6 protein-coding genes are annotated in these 17,551 nt (G+C 66.2%); all 6 read right to left on the reverse strand.

Annotated elements, in window-relative coordinates; translation table 11 throughout:
• Positions 1-313: 313 nt before the first annotated feature.
• Positions 314-8,122, reverse strand: a complete 7,809-nt coding sequence (locus BOX17_RS03715; protein ID WP_125925516.1) for a DUF5801 repeats-in-toxin domain-containing protein — start codon at positions 8,120-8,122, stop codon at positions 314-316.
• Positions 8,115-8,369 carry a hypothetical protein gene (locus BOX17_RS03720; protein WP_071942116.1) on the reverse strand — a complete coding sequence of 85 codons (255 nt, stop codon included), beginning with the start codon at positions 8,367-8,369 and terminating at the stop codon, positions 8,115-8,117. The genes BOX17_RS03715 and BOX17_RS03720 overlap by 8 nt, the downstream gene beginning before the upstream one ends.
• A gap of 133 nt (positions 8,370-8,502) precedes the next feature.
• The gene (locus BOX17_RS03725; RefSeq protein ID WP_083582061.1) at positions 8,503-9,888 is read right to left on the reverse strand and encodes an HlyD family type I secretion periplasmic adaptor subunit; all 1,386 of its coding nucleotides are present in this window, start codon (positions 9,886-9,888) and stop codon (positions 8,503-8,505) included.
• Entirely contained in the window at positions 9,869-11,671 is a 1,803-nt protein-coding gene (locus BOX17_RS03730) for a type I secretion system permease/ATPase (RefSeq protein WP_071942117.1), read from the reverse strand. Before BOX17_RS03730 ends, BOX17_RS03725 begins: the two co-directional genes overlap by 20 nt.
• 468 nt (positions 11,672-12,139) lie before the next feature.
• The gene (locus BOX17_RS03735) at positions 12,140-17,059 is read right to left on the reverse strand and encodes a DUF5801 repeats-in-toxin domain-containing protein (protein WP_125925518.1); all 4,920 of its coding nucleotides are present in this window, start codon (positions 17,057-17,059) and stop codon (positions 12,140-12,142) included.
• A gap of 80 nt (positions 17,060-17,139) precedes the next feature.
• A complete protein-coding gene (locus tag BOX17_RS03740; protein ID WP_071942119.1) occupies positions 17,140-17,346 on the reverse strand; it encodes a hypothetical protein in 207 nt (68 codons plus the stop codon).
• Positions 17,347-17,551 lie beyond the last annotated feature (205 nt).

Genomic DNA, 17,551 nt, shown 5'->3' on the forward strand with positions numbered 1-17,551 from the left:
TAGACAGCGGCCCACGAAACGGTGCGTCGGTAGGATGCTTCCCCGATGTCGAAGAATGGACATCCCCCGTACGGCTTACCATCCCACCGGCTTGCCCCGGCCCATGGGAGTTCCTTTGTTGGGTTCCCCCTGACCGGACACGTCGAGACATGCGGTTCCATCGCCCTGGGTGACGGCCCCCGCGACGCGCGTTCCACGGCCAACAAAAGGGGCCGGCCCGCGCAAGGCGGGTCGACCCGGCTATGGATGTCCATCAAGCGATCCAGTCTGGTCAATGAGACGGGCCCACCAAATGGCAGGCCCGCCTACTGGCTTAGAGCAAGTTCACGGTGAAGTCGTCCGTCGCGGTATCGTTGTCGCCGTCCTCGAGCGTGGCGGTGAAGTCCATCGCGAGAGGTTCCGGTTCGAACTCCGTCTCGACGTCGAAGGAGATGATCGGGATCTTCACGGTTCCAAGCCCCATGGTGAACTGGACCGCATCGATCTGGTTGACCTGGTTCTCACCGCTTTCAATGGTGAACGAGCTGCCGCCCTTTGCCTCCTTCGGCACCGACGTGTCGTTGTTGGCGTAATGGGTAAGGTCCAACTCCTCGACCAATATAGGCCCAGAGACGCTACCGTCTGCATAGTAGACGGTGTAGTAGAGGTCCTCCGTCGCCGTATCGTAGCCCTGCACCGTGCTCGAGATATAGACCGTCACGCTGTCGACGAGCGTCTCCGGGTTGACGACGAAGCTCTCGTCCCCCGAGGTGATCGTCGTGCCAGCGAACGCCCCGGTGCCGTCCCCCTCATCGGCGCCATCGAGGTTGTTGTTGTTGATGCCGATGCCTGCCGTCGACACGTTCATCTGCGTCCCCGGGTTGACCAGGTCGGGCAGCGGCAGCAACGCCTCGATCTCCTCCTCCGTCAGATCGAGCTCGCCGCGGACGACGAGGTCGAGGATGCTGTCGATGTCTACGGGCTCCGCCGGATCCGACCGGACCGCTGTCGGCACCGCGCCGAAGAACACGATGTCGTCATTGCCAGCATCGGTCGGCGGCTCGCCACCGAACAAGAGGGTCCTCACTTCATCCGGCCCACCGGCCTTCAGGGTGCCCTGCGAGGTATCGAAGGTCGAGGTCGAGGTAGGCAAATCGTCGATGACGATGCTGTAGGTATCGGCGACGGGATCGAAGGTGAGGCTGAAGTCGACCGTCTGCTCATTGATGACTCCGTCGTCCGTGAAGTCGCCCGTGACCGATCCCGCCCACGAGAGGTTGCCCGTCCTGGCGAACGTGCTGTTGGTGGTGGAGGTCGTTTGCGTCCCGTTGGCGTCGATCTCGAAGCTGTCGAACGTCACGTTCAGCGAGTCGAAGCCATCCGCCCCAGGCAGGTCGGACCACGTGCCATCTGCTCCCGCCTGGTAGGTCCCCGACGCGTCATTCACGGTCACCGCCGGCCCGTCATCGCCGAAGCGCACGTTGCCGCCGAGGTCGAGCGCCTCGGAGTTGACGCCGCTGGTGTCACCCTCGCTGTCGGTGGTCTCGGCCGAGGCCACCAGCTCGACCAGCCCGTTGGCCAGCTCCCGCACGTCAACGATATAGGCACCCTCGTACTCGTCGGTCGTGCCGTGGTCGATCACCGCGCTCTGGGTCTGCGTCAGCACGCCCGTCGTGGCGTTCAGCGCCAGGGTGAAGACCGTGAAGCCGTCACCTGCGCCCTCCGACGTATCCGTCGAGCCGGTCACCAGGGTGCCGTCATCGTTGATGTAGAGTCTGATCGGATCGCCGCCCGAGGTCAGGCCCGAGGGATCACCCTCCGCCACACCGGTCGCCAGTTGCAGCGCGTAGGAGACGACCGTCGAGTCGCCGCCGTCGGCGCCGAAGTCGTCCTGGATGCCGATCGTGAAGGCGGTGGAGAAGTCGACCACCGCGACCAGCGGCGTGCTCGTGCTGGTGTCGTCGCCGCTCTCGGTGCCGGTGAAGTTGCCGTCGGTCAGCCCACCGTCGAAGGTCAACCCGACCGGTTCGGCCCCGCTCAGGGCCACTGTCGGATCGGCCGGCCCGTCGTCGCCGAAGCGCACGTTGCCGCCGAGGTCGAGCGCCTCGGAGTTGACGCCGCTGGTGTCACCCTCGCTGTCGGTGGTCTCGGCCGAGGCCACCAGCTCGACCAGCCCGTTGGCCAGCTCCCGCACGTCAACGATATAGGCACCCTCGTACTCGTCGGTCGTGCCGTGGTCGATCACCGCGCTCTGGGTCTGCGTCAGCACGCCCGTCGTGGCGTTCAGCGCCAGGGTGAAGACCGTGAAGCCGTCACCTGCGCCCTCCGACGTATCCGTCGAGCCGGTCACCAGGGTGCCGTCATCGTTGATGTAGAGTCTGATCGGATCGCCGCCCGAGGTCAGGCCCGAGGGATCACCCTCCGCCACACCGGTCGCCAGTTGCAGCGCGTAGGAGACGACCGTCGAGTCGCCGCCGTCGGCGCCGAAGTCGTCCTGGATGCCGATCGTGAAGGCGGTGGAGAAGTCGACCACCGCGACCAGCGGCGTGCTCGTGCTGGTGTCGTCGCCGCTCTCGGTGCCGGTGAAGTTGCCGTCGGTCAGCCCGCCGTCGAAGGTCAACCCGACCGGTTCGGCCCCGCTCAGGGCCACTGTCGGATCGGCCGGCCCGTCGTCGCCGAAGCGCACGTTGCCGCCGAGGTCGAGCGCCTCGGAGTTGACGCCGCTGGTGTCACCCTCGCTGTCGGTGGTCTCGGCCGAGGCCACCAGCTCGACCAGCCCGTTGGCCAGCTCCCGCACGTCAACGATATAGGCACCCTCGTACTCGTCGGTCGTGCCGTGGTCGATCACCGCGCTCTGGGTCTGCGTCAGCACGCCCGTCGTGGCGTTCAGCGCCAGGGTGAAGACCGTGAAGCCGTCACCTGCGCCCTCCGACGTATCCGTCGAGCCGGTCACCAGGGTGCCGTCATCGTTGATGTAGAGTCTGATCGGATCGCCGCCCGAGGTCAGGCCCGAGGGATCACCCTCCGCCACACCGGTCGCCAGTTGCAGCGCGTAGGAGACGACCGTCGAGTCGCCGCCGTCGGCGCCGAAGTCGTCCTGGATGCCGATCGTGAAGGCGGTGGAGAAGTCGACCACCGCGACCAGCGGCGTGCTCGTGCTGGTGTCGTCGCCGCTCTCGGTGCCGGTGAAGTTGCCGTCGGTCAGCCCACCGTCGAAGGTCAACCCGACCGGTTCGGCCCCGCTCAGGGCCACTGTCGGATCGGCCGGCCCGTCGTCGCCGAAGCGCACGTTGCCGCCGAGGTCGAGCGCCTCGGAGTTGACGCCGCTGGTGTCACCCTCGCTGTCGGTGGTCTCGGCCGAGGCCACCAGCTCGACCAGCCCGTTGGCCAGCTCCCGCACGTCAACGATATAGGCACCCTCGTACTCGTCGGTCGTGCCGTGGTCGATCACCGCGCTCTGGGTCTGCGTCAGCACGCCCGTCGTGGCGTTCAGCGCCAGGGTGAAGACCGTGAAGCCGTCACCTGCGCCCTCCGACGTATCCGTCGAGCCGGTCACCAGGGTGCCGTCATCGTTGATGTAGAGTCTGATCGGATCGCCGCCCGAGGTCAGGCCCGAGGGATCACCCTCCGCCACACCGGTCGCCAGTTGCAGCGCGTAGGAGACGACCGTCGAGTCGCCGCCGTCGGCGCCGAAGTCGTCCTGGATGCCGATCGTGAAGGCGGTGGAGAAGTCGACCACCGCGACCAGCGGCGTGCTCGTGCTGGTGTCGTCGCCGCTCTCGGTGCCGGTGAAGTTGCCGTCGGTCAGCCCGCCGTCGAAGGTCAACCCGACCGGTTCGGCCCCGCTCAGGGCCACTGTCGGATCGGCCGGCCCGTCGTCGCCGAAGCGCACGTTGCCGCCGAGGTCGAGCGCCTCGGAGTTGACGCCGCTGGTGTCACCCTCGCTGTCGGTGGTCTCGGCCGAGGCCACCAGCTCGACCAGCCCGTTGGCCAGCTCCCGCACGTCAACGATATAGGCACCCTCGTACTCGTCGGTCGTGCCGTGGTCGATCACCGCGCTCTGGGTCTGCGTCAGCACGCCCGTCGTGGCGTTCAGCGCCAGGGTGAAGACCGTGAAGCCGTCACCTGCGCCCTCCGACGTATCCGTCGAGCCGGTCACCAGGGTGCCGTCATCGTTGATGTAGAGTCTGATCGGATCGCCGCCCGAGGTCAGGCCCGAGGGATCACCCTCCGCCACACCGGTCGCCAGTTGCAGCGCGTAGGAGACGACCGTCGAGTCGCCGCCGTCGGCGCCGAAGTCGTCCTGGATGCCGATCGTGAAGGCGGTGGAGAAGTCGACCACCGCGACCAGCGGCGTGCTCGTGCTGGTGTCGTCGCCGCTCTCGGTGCCGGTGAAGTTGCCGTCGGTCAGCCCACCGTCGAAGGTCAACCCGACCGGTTCGGCCCCGCTCAGGGCCACTGTCGGATCGGCCGGCCCGTCGTCGCCGAAGCGCACGTTGCCGCCGAGGTCGAGCGCCTCGGAGTTGACGCCGCTGGTGTCACCCTCGCTGTCGGTGGTCTCGGCCGAGGCCACCAGCTCGACCAGCCCGTTGGCCAGCTCCCGCACGTCAACGATATAGGCACCCTCGTACTCGTCGGTCGTGCCGTGGTCGATCACCGCGCTCTGGGTCTGCGTCAGCACGCCCGTCGTGGCGTTCAGCGCCAGGGTGAAGACCGTGAAGCCGTCACCTGCGCCCTCCGACGTATCCGTCGAGCCGGTCACCAGGGTGCCGTCATCGTTGATGTAGAGTCTGATCGGATCGCCGCCCGAGGTCAGGCCCGAGGGATCACCCTCCGCCACACCGGTCGCCAGTTGCAGCGCGTAGGAGACGACCGTCGAGTCGCCGCCGTCGGCGCCGAAGTCGTCCTGGATGCCGATCGTGAAGGCGGTGGAGAAGTCGACCACCGCGACCAGCGGCGTGCTCGTGCTGGTGTCGTCGCCGCTCTCGGTGCCGGTGAAGTTGCCGTCGGTCAGCCCGCCGTCGAAGGTCAACCCGACCGGTTCGGCCCCGCTCAGGGCCACTGTCGGATCGGCCGGCCCGTCGTCGCCGAAGCGCACGTTGCCGCCGAGGTCGAGCGCCTCGGAGTTGACGCCGCTGGTGTCACCCTCGCTGTCGGTGGTCTCGGCCGAGGCCACCAGCTCGACCAGCCCGTTGGCCAGCTCCCGCACGTCAACGATATAGGCACCCTCGTACTCGTCGGTCGTGCCGTGGTCGATCACCGCGCTCTGGGTCTGCGTCAGCACGCCCGTCGTGGCGTTCAGCGCCAGGGTGAAGACCGTGAAGCCGTCACCTGCGCCCTCCGACGTATCCGTCGAGCCGGTCACCAGGGTGCCGTCATCGTTGATGTAGAGTCTGATCGGATCGCCGCCCGAGGTCAGGCCCGAGGGATCACCCTCCGCCACACCGGTCGCCAGTTGCAGCGCGTAGGAGACGACCGTCGAGTCGCCGCCGTCGGCGCCGAAGTCGTCCTGAATGCCGATCGTGAAGGCGGTGGAGAAGTCGACCACCGCGACCAGCGGCGTGCTCGTGCTGGTGTCGTCGCCGCTCTCGGTGCCGGTGAAGTTGCCGTCGGTCAGCCCGCCGTCGAAGGTCAACCCGACCGGTTCGGCCCCGCTCAGGGCCACTGTCGGATCGGCCGGCCCGTCGTCGCCGAAGCGCACGTTGCCGCCGAGGTCGAGCGCCTCGGAGTTGACGCCGCTGGTGTCACCCTCGCTGTCGGTGGTCTCGGCCGAGGCCACCAGCTCGACCAGCCCGTTGGCCAGCTCCCGCACGTCAACGATATAGGCACCCTCGTACTCGTCGGTCGTGCCGTGGTCGATCACCGCGCTCTGGGTCTGCGTCAGCACGCCCGTCGTGGCGTTCAGCGCCAGGGTGAAGACCGTGAAGCCGTCACCTGCGCCCTCCGACGTATCCGTCGAGCCGGTCACCAGGGTGCCGTCATCGTTGATGTAGAGTCTGATCGGATCGCCGCCCGAGGTCAGGCCCGAGGGATCACCCTCCGCCACACCGGTCGCCAGTTGCAGCGCGTAGGAGACGACCGTCGAGTCGCCGCCGTCGGCGCCGAAGTCGTCCTGGATGCCGATCGTGAAGGCGGTGGAGAAGTCGACCACCGCGACCAGCGGCGTGCTCGTGCTGGTGTCGTCGCCGCTCTCGGTGCCGGTGAAGTTGCCGTCGGTCAGCCCGCCGTCGAAGGTCAACCCGACCGGTTCGGCCCCGCTCAGGGCCACTGTCGGATCGGCCGGCCCGTCGTCACCGAAGCGCACGTTGCCGCCGAGGTCGAGCGTGCTGCTAACCACGTTCGACACGTCGTGATCGCCATCGGTGGTCTCGGCCGAGGCCACCAGCTCGACCAGCCCGTTGGCCAGCGCCCGCTCGTCAACGATATAGGCACCCTCGTAGGTGTCGGTCGTGCCGTGGTCGATCACCGCGCTCTGGGTCTGCGTCAGCACGCCCGTCGTGGTGTCGAGCGCCAGGGTGAAGACGGTGTTGCCGGCCGCGACCGAGGCCTCGTCCCCGGCGGTAGAGCCGGTCACCAGGGTGCCGTCATCGTTGATGTAGAGTCTGATCGGATCGCCGTCCGAGGTCAGGCCCGACGCGGTACCCTCCGCCACCGCGAGCTGCAGCGCGTAGGAGACGACCGACTCTCCGGCACCGTCGGCCCCGAAGTCGTTGAGGTTGCCGATGGTGAAGGCGTCGGAGAAGTCGACCACCGCGATCGTCGGCGAGGCGTTGGTGTCGTCGGAGCTCTCCGCACCGGTGAAGTTGCCGTCCGGCTGAAGCCCGCCGTCGAAGGTCAGCCCGACCGGGTCGTCCCCGCTCAGGGCCACCGTCGGGTCGCCCGGCCCGTCATCGTAAAAGGAGATCTTCGACCCGATCTCGTCGGTATCCCCGGCGACTTCGGTCAAGGCGAATCCTCCCAGGTCGAAGCTCACGTTCGACCCCTTACCGCTCTCCGGCTGGGCATTCTCGATGAGGACTCGCTGGTGATCGGCCACCGTCGTATAGCCCACGACATCGCCGGCTTTCACACCGGAGACGATGACCCCGTCGCCATCTGTAGTGAAAGACACGGAAGTACCGTTGATCGTGACACCCGTAATTAGCACAGGCACGTCGTCGGCGTCCCCGAGACCGTCCAAGAAATTGACCCCTGTCTCGAGATCGGTCGTGTAGGCGGTGATCCGCATGCTGACCGTCGTGTTCCCGCCTGGATTGACCTGCGAGACCGTCACGGACGCCCCGCGGGCGTCTGTCAGTGCCAAGGGCGTGATGTTGGCCTCGACGTCCGCCTCGGTCTGACTGAGGTTCGGCACGATGTAGTCATCAGGGGTCGAGGATGTCGACCCGGACGCGAAGGTGAAGTAGAGGCCTTCACCCGCCTTGACCTGCTGACCGTTCGTGCCGAGGCTCGTGTCGGTGTTCCCGCTCGTGTTCACGGTGTCGCCGGAGGAGATGTTCTCCCCTTCCGACTGGTTGGCCGGATCGCGCCCGGTCACGATGATCGACTGATCCAGGTCGCCGAACCACATGAAGAGGTTGCTGCCCGGAGGCGCACCAGCGAAGCTGAATTCCTGCGACTCGAAGGCGGTCACGTAGACGAGATTCGCGAGGTCGTAGGACGCGTCGTGGTCGTTGCCGTCACCGTCGTTGAGTTGGTCCGCACCATCGTGCTCGATGGCGTCGTATTCCACGACCCAGATGCTGGATTCAAGCGGATCACCTGCCGGTTCCGTGAGATAGATCGCGAACACGATCTCATCGGTCATTTCGTCCCGACCCAGGACGATGTTGTCGTTATCCGTGTCGGTGTAGAGCAGGATATCGTTTCCCGTGGAGGTCCGGTCGAACCCGCTGTCCACGCCGTCCAATGGTTGCCCGTCGCTGCCGGTAAGAGCGACGTTGCCGAGGGTTCCCGTCGGCGAATACCGCACCGCGCTGCCGGAACTGACGGCGGCTTCGTCGGGACTCGCCGTAGCGCCGAGGGCGGCCAAGCGAGCTAAAAAGTCGGACGGAGGCGTAGTGGCGGTGTCGTCCTGCTGCAGGCCAGCGGTTTCATCGATTCCGACCCCGGGAACGAGAATTTGCACAAGTGACTCAGACATTGCCAGCTTCCTCCAAAGAGAAGACTGATGAAAACGATGTTGACTCGCCGTGACTCAGGCCCGCCTTGCGGGAGAGATTCGCGGGCTCAGCGAAGTCGAAAACGGGATCGGAACCGAACAGTGCCGCACTCTGCGCTGTCCTGTTCGCGGAGACAGCAATCTCATCGTCCTCTGGCAGGTCTCCCGCCGTTTCATCGACCGTGATCGGGTTCGTTACATCCAGGATGTCTTCATGTTGTTCTGCCATGACCCACCTCTGCTCGTTGCCTGATCCCTGGATGTGAATGCTCCCTGCGGGATTCGCCTGTTATCATTGATCTGACCCACTCCGAGGTCCGGCACCGTCGCGCGGGGGGGCATCCCCCCCTCGAGACAGTGCCTCATTCTTCCCTGATGGCCCTGGCCAGCATGTCGGTGATCGGCTTGGTGATGTAGCTGGCGAAGGTCCGTTCGCCGGTGCGGATCATCGCCTCGGCCGGCATCCCGGACAGCAGCTGCATCTGGTCGGTCATGTCCTGGCGTCCGTCGTCGGTAACCTCCAGCCGCACCCGGTAGAAACGCACGCCCGTGGCTTCGTCCACCTGACTGTCGGCGCTGACGAAGACCACCCGCGCCGCAATGACGTGGGTCGAGCGCCGGTTGAAGGCGGAGAAGCGGATCTCGGCGGGCTGACCGACATAGAGCTGGTTGACGTCACGGTCCGGCACCCTGGCCTCGACCAGGAAGCTGTCGTTGACCGGGACGATATCCAGCAGCGGATCGCCGGCGCGCACCACATCCCCCACCGAGTGCACCCGGCGTTCCACGACGATGCCCGCCACCGGCGCCGTGACCGTGGTGCGCCCCACCTGGTCCATGAGGTCGACGATCTGCTCCTCGGCCTCGGTGGCCCGGGTCTGGGCCTCGCGCAGCTGCTCGCCGATCTCGCCCTGATACTCCTGCACCGTGATCTCGTGCTGCACGCGGCTCTCGCTGATCCGGGACCCCAGCCGGGCGATCTCGGCGCGGTGGCTGGCGATCTCGCTGGAGAGCTCCAAGAGGTCGCGCTCCACCTCGCGCAGGCGCTGGTTGCCGACCATCCGCTTGCTGAACAACTTGCGCAGGTCGGCCACCTCGGTGCGCAGCGACGCGGCGTGCCGCTCCCCGATCTGGACCATCTCCTCGAGTCCCTCGACCTGGCGCTGCAACTGCACGGCCTGCTCGTCCAGCGCCTCCAGGGTGCCCCGCTGGGATTGCCGCCGCGCCATGAACAGCGCCTGCTGAACGGCAAGGACTTCCTGCACCCGCGGCAGGTCGCTATGGGTCAGCTCCTCGGAAAAGCGCAGTTCGTCATCGCCCCGCTGCTCGGCCAGCAGCCGCAGTGCGGTGGCTCGCCCGTCCAGGTACTGGGTACGCGCCATCTGGAGCCGTGTGCGCACCCGGGTGTCGTCTAGCACCACCAGCGGTTGTCCCGCCTCGACACGATCACCGTCGGCGACCAGTATCTGGCGAACGATCCCGCCCTCGAGGTGCTGCACCGAGCGTCGGAAGCTTTCCACGGTCACATGGCCGGGCGCCACCACGGCCACCGCCAGGTTGGCGGTGGCGGCCCAGCCACCGAAGCCGCCCAGAGCCAGCACCAACACCAGCATGCCGAAGCGCCGATAGGGTCGATGGTTGTCGGGCACCACGTGGTATTCCCCCTCCAGCACCGCGGGCTCGGGCGTCCGGGCACCCTCCTGGAGCGAGAGGGCCCGAGAGGTATCGTCACTGTTCGTCTGCTGCATCGCGCTGCCCTCCCGTCGCGCCGCTGCCCGTGCCGGGGTGTTGTCCCCCCGCCACCGCGACCATCCTGCCCCTGGCCGCCTGACCGGCGACCTTGCGAGGGGCCGACTGGCTGGCCAGGTGCGCCATCACCTCGTCACGAGGGCCGCTCATGTGGATCTGGCCGTCACGCATCAACAACAGGGTGTCCATGCCCTTCAACACGCTGACCCGGTGGCTGATGACGAACAGGGTCACGCCCTCGCGCTTGAGGGCCACCATGGCGGCGCGCAGGGCATGTTCGCCGCGATCGTCGAGGCTGGCATTGGGCTCGTCGAGAACCACCAGCACGGGATCGCCATAGAGCGCCCGGGCCAGGGCGATGCGCTGGCGCTGGCCGCCGGAGAGCCCGACGCCACCGGCCCCGATGGGCGTGTCATAGCCCCCCGGCATCGACAGCACCATCTCGTGAACGCCGGCCTTGCGCGCCGCCGCCACGACCTTGTCTGAGTCCACCTCGCCGAAGCGGGCGATGTTCTCGGCGATGGTGCCCTCGAAGAGCTCGATGTCCTGGGGCAGGTAGCCGATGAAGGGGCCAACCTCCTCGCGATTCCAGAGGTTGATATCGGCCCCGTCGAGGCGTGCGGTACCGGTCAGCGGCGGCCAGATGCCCAGCAGGACCCGGGCCAGGGTGGATTTCCCCGCGGCGCTGGGGCCGATGATGCCGACATGCTGGCCTGCCGGCACCGCCAGCTGGATGCCTCGCAGGGTCGGCACCTGCCCTCCGGGAGGGGCCGCGGACACGTCCTCGACGCGAACGTCTCCCTTCGGCGGCGGCAGGGACATGCCATTTTCCTCCGCGGGAATCTTCGTCAATAGCTCATCGAGTCGGCCATAGGCCCCGCGGGCGGATACGAAGCCCTTCCAGGTACCGATAAGGCGATCGATAGGGGCCAGCGCACGGCCCATGATGATGGCCCCGGCGATCAACATGCCCGGCGTCATCTCGGCGCGCAGCACCAGCCAGGCGCCCAGCCCCAGGATCAGTGACTGGGCCAGCAGGCGCAGCGTACGAGACACGCTACCCAGTGCCTCGCCACGATCGTTGGCCCGGGACTGCTCCGCCAGGAAGTGATGACGCCGACGCGACCAGCGCCCCATGATGCCCGGCAGCATGCCCATGGCATGCGACACCTCGGCGTTGCGCAGGTTGGACGTTGCCAGTTCGCGCGCCTTGATCTGTTCGCGCTGGGCTGAGGACAGCAGGGGCTTGGTGACCTTCTCGCCCACCAGCGCCAACGCCAACAGAACCAGGGCGGCGGTGGTGGCGAAGATCCCCAACCAGGGATGGAAGAGGAACAGCACCCCCAGGTAGACCGGCACCCAGGGGGCATCGAAGAAGGCCAGCAGACCGTTGCCGGCCAGGAACTGGCGCAGGGTGGAGAGATCATCGATCGGCTGGGACGATGGGGTCCCCTCGCTGAGCAGGCTGCGGCGGAACATCGACCGGAAGATGCGCTCATTGAGCAGCAGGTCGAGACGATTGCCGATGCGCACCAGTATCCGCGAGCGCACCAGTTCGAGCAGCCCCATGACGGTGAACAGGAAGACCACCACCAGGGTGAGCATCAGCAGCGTCTCGGAGCTCCGGGTCGAGAGCACCCGGTCGTAGACCTGCAGCATGTAGATGGCGGGCACCAACATCAGCAGGTTCACGAAGAGACTGAAGAACCCGACCGACGCGAAGGCGCCTCGACAGGTGCCCAGGGCGTGCTGCAAATCCGTGCTATCCCGCTTGCTGGCCATCGGCATCCATCCTTTAGAGCCCGTGGCTGGCATTACGAAGTGTTACAGGGCTCTGTGACTCAAGTTAGCAAGGGCCCATGGCACGGAACGCCTGAAAAAAGGCACAAAACAATCCGCTTCGCGACGTCATAAACGGCGCGTGGCGGTACTAGGAAACCGGGCGGGGCGATGACCAGAAAAGCAGTATGGGGCGGCTGACTCGCCGCCGATGGCGGCGGTGTCGGAACCCTCGGCCATGACGTCGAGGATGTCGCAGATCCAGCCGGCGAGCTCGGGTCACTCGATTTCGGCGAAGCCGCGCTCGTTGAACATGGGGACGTCGGGGTCAGCGGATCCACCTTCATGGGCATCGGTCCGGAGGGCCCTCGTTCGAGAGCCACAAAAAAGGGCCGGCCCGCGCAAGGCGGGTCGGCCCGGCTATGGATGGCTATGCAGTGATCAGTCCTTGACCAGGCTGATCAAGGCAAATCACACCAAACCATCGCCATCGCCGTCGATGAAGTAGGCAAAGGTGTCGGCTACCTCATCGAAGTCGCCGTCCGTCGCCTCGACGGTAACCGTTCCCTGGATGTCCGGGATATCGGCGAACGTGAAGGCATAGATCTCGGGCAGACGCCAGCCGTTGTCCAGCGGCTCGCCGCCGCCGGTGGGGGAATCCGTCACCTCGTGGATGAGGATGAGCTGGTCGAACTCGACACCCTCATCAAACACGACCTCCTGGAGAGCATTGCCCTTGGGAAGGAGAAAGGTCTCTTCAGAGTACCCTACTTGAGTCCCGCCATCGTAGGCCGCCATCTTGAGGGTGAGAAAACCACCAGGAGACCCCGTCCCCCCATCAACGATGAACCTGACGCCCGCCACATCCTCGTGGAAGTTCAGCGCCAGTCCCTCGCCGGGATCGAACTGCTGGTCCTTAAGCGCGGCCCCCTTGTTGCTGATGTTGATGTCGTCTGAGGCCGCCTCCGGATCGCCGACTTCCTTGTCGCCAGCCAGGTAGGTCCCCAGCAGGTCGGATGTATTCTGGCTAGTGAAGATGAACCCGTCCAGGGTCACGATCGGGGTGTCCGGGGCTTCCGGAAGGTTGATCTCCTCCACCGGGCCACCGGGCGTGGTCGTGTCCTCGATCAGCGCCTCCTCGATGATGGGGGCGTCGATGAGCACTTCCGCGGTATAGCCGCCCGGTGCCGACCCATCGAGGGTGACCCGGAAGAAGTCGCCGAAATCATCATCGCTCGCGCTCAGGGTCAGCGTCGAGCCATCGGGCGAGATGCTCCCGGAGATCGTGCCCATGACATCGTCGAGCAAGGGGCTGACGGTGAAGCCGGTGATCACGAAATCACCCTCCCCGTCGGCGCCATAGCTGAGGAACCCCGAGTCGCTGAAAAATCCCGCCGGCCCATCGACGAACGCCAGCACCGGGGTATCCAGGATCAGTGGATCGATCGCCGGCCCGTCATCGGTGAAGGAGAGGTTGGCCGAGATGTCGATGTAGTCCGTCGCGGTGTCGGCCGCGGTCTCGTCGTCGCTGATGGTGCCCACGAGCCGGATCGCGTCGGCCACGCCGAGCCCGGTGGTGTCGCCGCTGTAGGGCGATGCCGTGTCGATCGTGGCGTGCTGGACGGCGCGCAGCTGTTCCAGCGTCACGTCGCCGGTCGCCGCGTTCACCGAAACCGTGAAGACCAGGTCGTTCGTCCCCGTGGTGCGGCCCTCGATCACGCCGCTGCCGTTCAGGCTCACCGTCACCGCCTCGTTCGTGGCCGTGTCGACCAGCGTGGTCGCCGCGTTGACGCCCACCGCCAGGCTGTAGACGATGTCGTCACCATCGTTCTCGGTATCGGCCCCGGTCGAGGAGACGACCGAGAACAGGCTGCCCAGCCCTTCGGTGTCGGTATCCGTGCCGGTGCCGTCGCCTTCGTTGCCGCCGGCAAGATCACCGTCGTCGGTCTGCAGCACGCCGCCCTCGTTCGTCAGGGCGATGGTCGGCCCGTCGTCGGTGAACGAGAGGTTGCCGGAGATGTCGATGTAGTCCGACGCGGTGTCGGCCGTCGTCTCGTCATCGCTGATGGTGCCGACGAGCCGGATCGCGTCGGCCACGCCGAGCCCGGTGGTGTCACCGCTGTAGGGCGATACCGTGTCGGCGGTGGCGTGTTCGACGGCCCGCAGCTGGGTCAGCGTCACCGCGCCGGTCGCCGCATTGACCGACACCGTGAAGACCAGGTCGTTGGTCCCCGTGGTGCGGCCCTCGATCACGCCGCTGCCGTTCAGGCTCACCGTCACCGCCTCGTTCGTGGCCGTGTCGACCAGCGTGGTCGCCGCGTTGGCGCCCACCGCCAGGCTGTAGACGATGTCGTCACCATCGTTCTCGGTATCGGCCCCGGTCGAGGAGACGACCGAGAACAGGCTGCCCAGCCCTTCGGTGTCGGTATCCGTGCCGGTGCCGTCGCCTTCGTTGCCGCCCGCCAGATCACCGTCGTCGGTCTGCAGCACGCCGCCCTCGTTCGTCAGGGCGATGGTCGGCCCGTCGTCGGTGAACGAGAGGTTGCCGGAGATGTCGATGTAGTCCGACGCGGTGTCGGCCGTCGTCTCGTCATCGCTGATGGTGCCGACGAGCCGGATCGCGTCGGCCACGCCGAGCCCGGTGGTGTCACCGCTGTAGGGCGATACCGTGTCGGCGGTGGCGTGTTCGACGGCCCGCAGCTGGGTCAGCGTCACCGCGCCGGTCGCCGCGTTCACCGAAACCGTGAAGACCAGGTCGTTGGTCCCCGTGGTGCGGCCCTCGATCACGCCGCTGCCGTTCAGGCTCACCGTCACCGCCTCGTTCGTGGCCGTGTCGACCAGCGTGGTCGCCGCGTTGGCGCCCACCGCCAGGCTGTAGACGATGTCGTCACCATCGTTCTCGGTATCGGCCCCGGTCGAGGAGACGACCGAGAACAGGCTGCCCAGCCCTTCGGTGTCGGTATCCGTGCCGGTGCCGTCGCCTTCGTTGCCGCCGGCAAGATCACCGTCGTCGGTCTGCAGCACGCCGCCCTCGTTCGTCAGGGCGATGGTCGGCCCGTCGTCGGTGAACGAGAGGTTGCCGGAGATGTCGATGTAGTCCGACGCGGTGTCGGCCGTCGTCTCGTCATCGCTGATGGTGCCGACGAGCCGGATCGCGTCGGCCACGCCGAGCCCGGTGGTGTCACCGCTGTAGGGCGATACCGTGTCGGCGGTGGCGTGTTCGACGGCCCGCAGCTGGGTCAGCGTCACCGCGCCGGTCGCCGCGTTCACCGAAACCGTGAAGACCAGGTCGTTGGTCCCCGTGGTGCGGCCCTCGATCACGCCGCTGCCGTTCAGGCTCACCGTCACCGCCTCGTTCGTGGCCGTGTCGACCAGCGTGGTCGCCGCGTTGGCGCCCACCGCCAGGCTGTAGACGATGTCGTCACCATCGTTCTCGGTATCGGCCCCGGTCGAGGAGACGACCGAGAACAGGCTGCCCAGCCCTTCGGTGTCGGTATCCGTGCCGGTGCCGTCGCCTTCGTTGCCGCCCGCCAGATCACCGTCGTCGGTCTGCAGCACGCCGCCCTCGTTCGTCAGGGCGATGGTCGGCCCGTCGTCGGTGAACGAGAGGTTGCCGGAGATGTCGATGTAGTCCGACGCGGTGTCGGCCGTCGTCTCGTCATCGCTGATGGTGCCGACGAGCCGGATCGCGTCGGCCACGCCGAGCCCGGTGGTGTCACCGCTGTAGGGCGATACCGTGTCGGCGGTGGCGTGTTCGACGGCCCGCAGCTGGGTCAGCGTCACCGCGCCGGTCGCGGCATTGACCGACACCGTGAAGACCAGGTCGTTGGTCCCCGTGGTGCGGCCCTCGATCACGCCGCTGCCGTTCAGGCTCACCGTCACCGCCTCGTTCGTGGCCGTGTCGACCAGCGTGGTCGCCGCGTTGTTGCCCACCTCCAGGCTGTAGACGATGTCGTCCGTGGCGTTGGCGTCGTCGGCCCCGGTCGAGGAGGTCACCGAGAACAGGCTGCCCAGCCCTTTGGTGTCGGTGTCCGTACCGGTCCCGTCGCCTTCGTTGCCGCCCGCCAGGTCGCCGTCATCGGTCTGCAGAACGCCCACGCCGAGGGTCAGGTCGATGGCCGGGCCGTCATCGTAGAACACGAGGGTGATGGGATCCGCGTCGGTCTGGACATCGATGTCGGCGATGGAGTAATCGCCGATATTGAACCTGGCGTTGCCCGTCCCGCCGTTCTCCACAAGGACCCGGTTGTGGTCGCCGAGGGTAAAGAAGGTGATGGTGTCGCCGGTGTTGATGCCTTCGACCGTCGCTACGCCGTCCACAATCGAAAATGACCACGTGGACGAACCGCTATGGGACTCACCATTGACGAGAATATCGATGATGTCGACGGGATTGTCGTCGAGAATGCCCGGGATAAAGGCGGTGCCTTCCTCCTGTGTCGTACCACCTGAACCATCAGCGATAGTGCCATCTGCCGTGTACTGCGCGGTGAGAACAACCGTCGCGGTCGAACTGCCGGGCCCCACCTTGACGATGGTCAACGAGGCTTCCGTGGCCGTCTGCAGCGTGCCGAACTGGATGTTGTTCGGGTCGGCCGCCTCGGGACCGGTCAGGCCGGGGACCAGGTACTGCGGGTCCATGTCGTTCACATAGGTGATGGCAAGGCCTTCGCCGGCGTTGATGTTGTTGCTGTTGGCGGCCAGCGACGTGGGCTGGTTCTGGGCTTGGCTGCTGTTGACATCCTCGCCCACGGTACGGCCGGTCACCACGATCGCGACGCCCTCAGGGCCGGGCTGGCCGAACGCCATGAAAACGTTGTTCCCCGAGGGAGCCCCCGCGAAGTCGAACGAGACGCTCTGATCCACGGTGACATTGACGTAGAGGTTGGACAGCGTGAGCGTGTCGTCGGGGGTCGTATCGTCGAGATGCTCCTTCGGCAGGTAGTCCAGGAGATAGACGTCGGAAGATAGACCGTCCGGGTTCTCCACGATCACCGCGATAAAGGCGACGTTGCCCGACGTCGTCGTGCCGATGAGGATATTGTCATCGCTCGGGTCGGTGTTGAGCGTCACCGTTTCGTATAGCCCCGTATCGGGGTCGAGCGCCTTCAGCGGATTCCCATCGCCGTCGAGTGCCGTCAGGCCACTGACGGGGTCACCAGCCTCATTCTCTGCCCAGCCGAGGGTCGTGACCCCCTGCGGGGTGAGAATCATGTCCTCCTTGCAGGAGAGATTCGCGGGTACGCCGTAGTCGGTATCGAGATAGAGGGCGTAAACGGCGGGAATCGACACACCATCGCTGACCATGATCTCGTCTTTCGGCGCGCCCTGCACGTCCGGGGTTTCGTCGACCGAGATGGGATTTGTGACTACCACTGTTCCTTCTGACATGACACACCTCCGCTCGTTACCCGGTCCCTGGATGTAAATGCTCCCTGCGGAATTCGATTGGTGTTAATGATCTGACTTACTCACTGGTCCGGCACCTTCCCGAAGGCGGTCTTGCATTGTTCCCTGATGGCCCTGGCCAGCATGTCGGTGATCGGTTTGGTGGTGTAGATGGCGTGCACCTGCATCAGAAGGTTCACGAAAAGGCGAAAGAACCCCACCAGCGAGAAGGCGCCTTGACAGGTGCCCAAAGAGCGCTGCAGATCCGTGATATCGAGTTTGCTGGCCATCGGCATCCACCCTTTAGAGCCCTAGGCTTCGGTAGGTATCAATGACGAAGATTGAAAGGGCTCTACGAATCACACTAGCAGGGGGACTTGGCAAAAAGCGGCTGAAAAAAGGCACGAAAGAGTCCGCCCCTCTCCGTCAAACACGGCGCGGGGCGGACTCAGAAACAGCGTGGGGCTAGGCCCAGAAACTGCGTGGGGCTAGACT

The organism is Halomonas aestuarii, assembly GCF_001886615.1.
GTDB classification, from domain to species: domain Bacteria; phylum Pseudomonadota; class Gammaproteobacteria; order Pseudomonadales; family Halomonadaceae; genus Halomonas; species Halomonas aestuarii.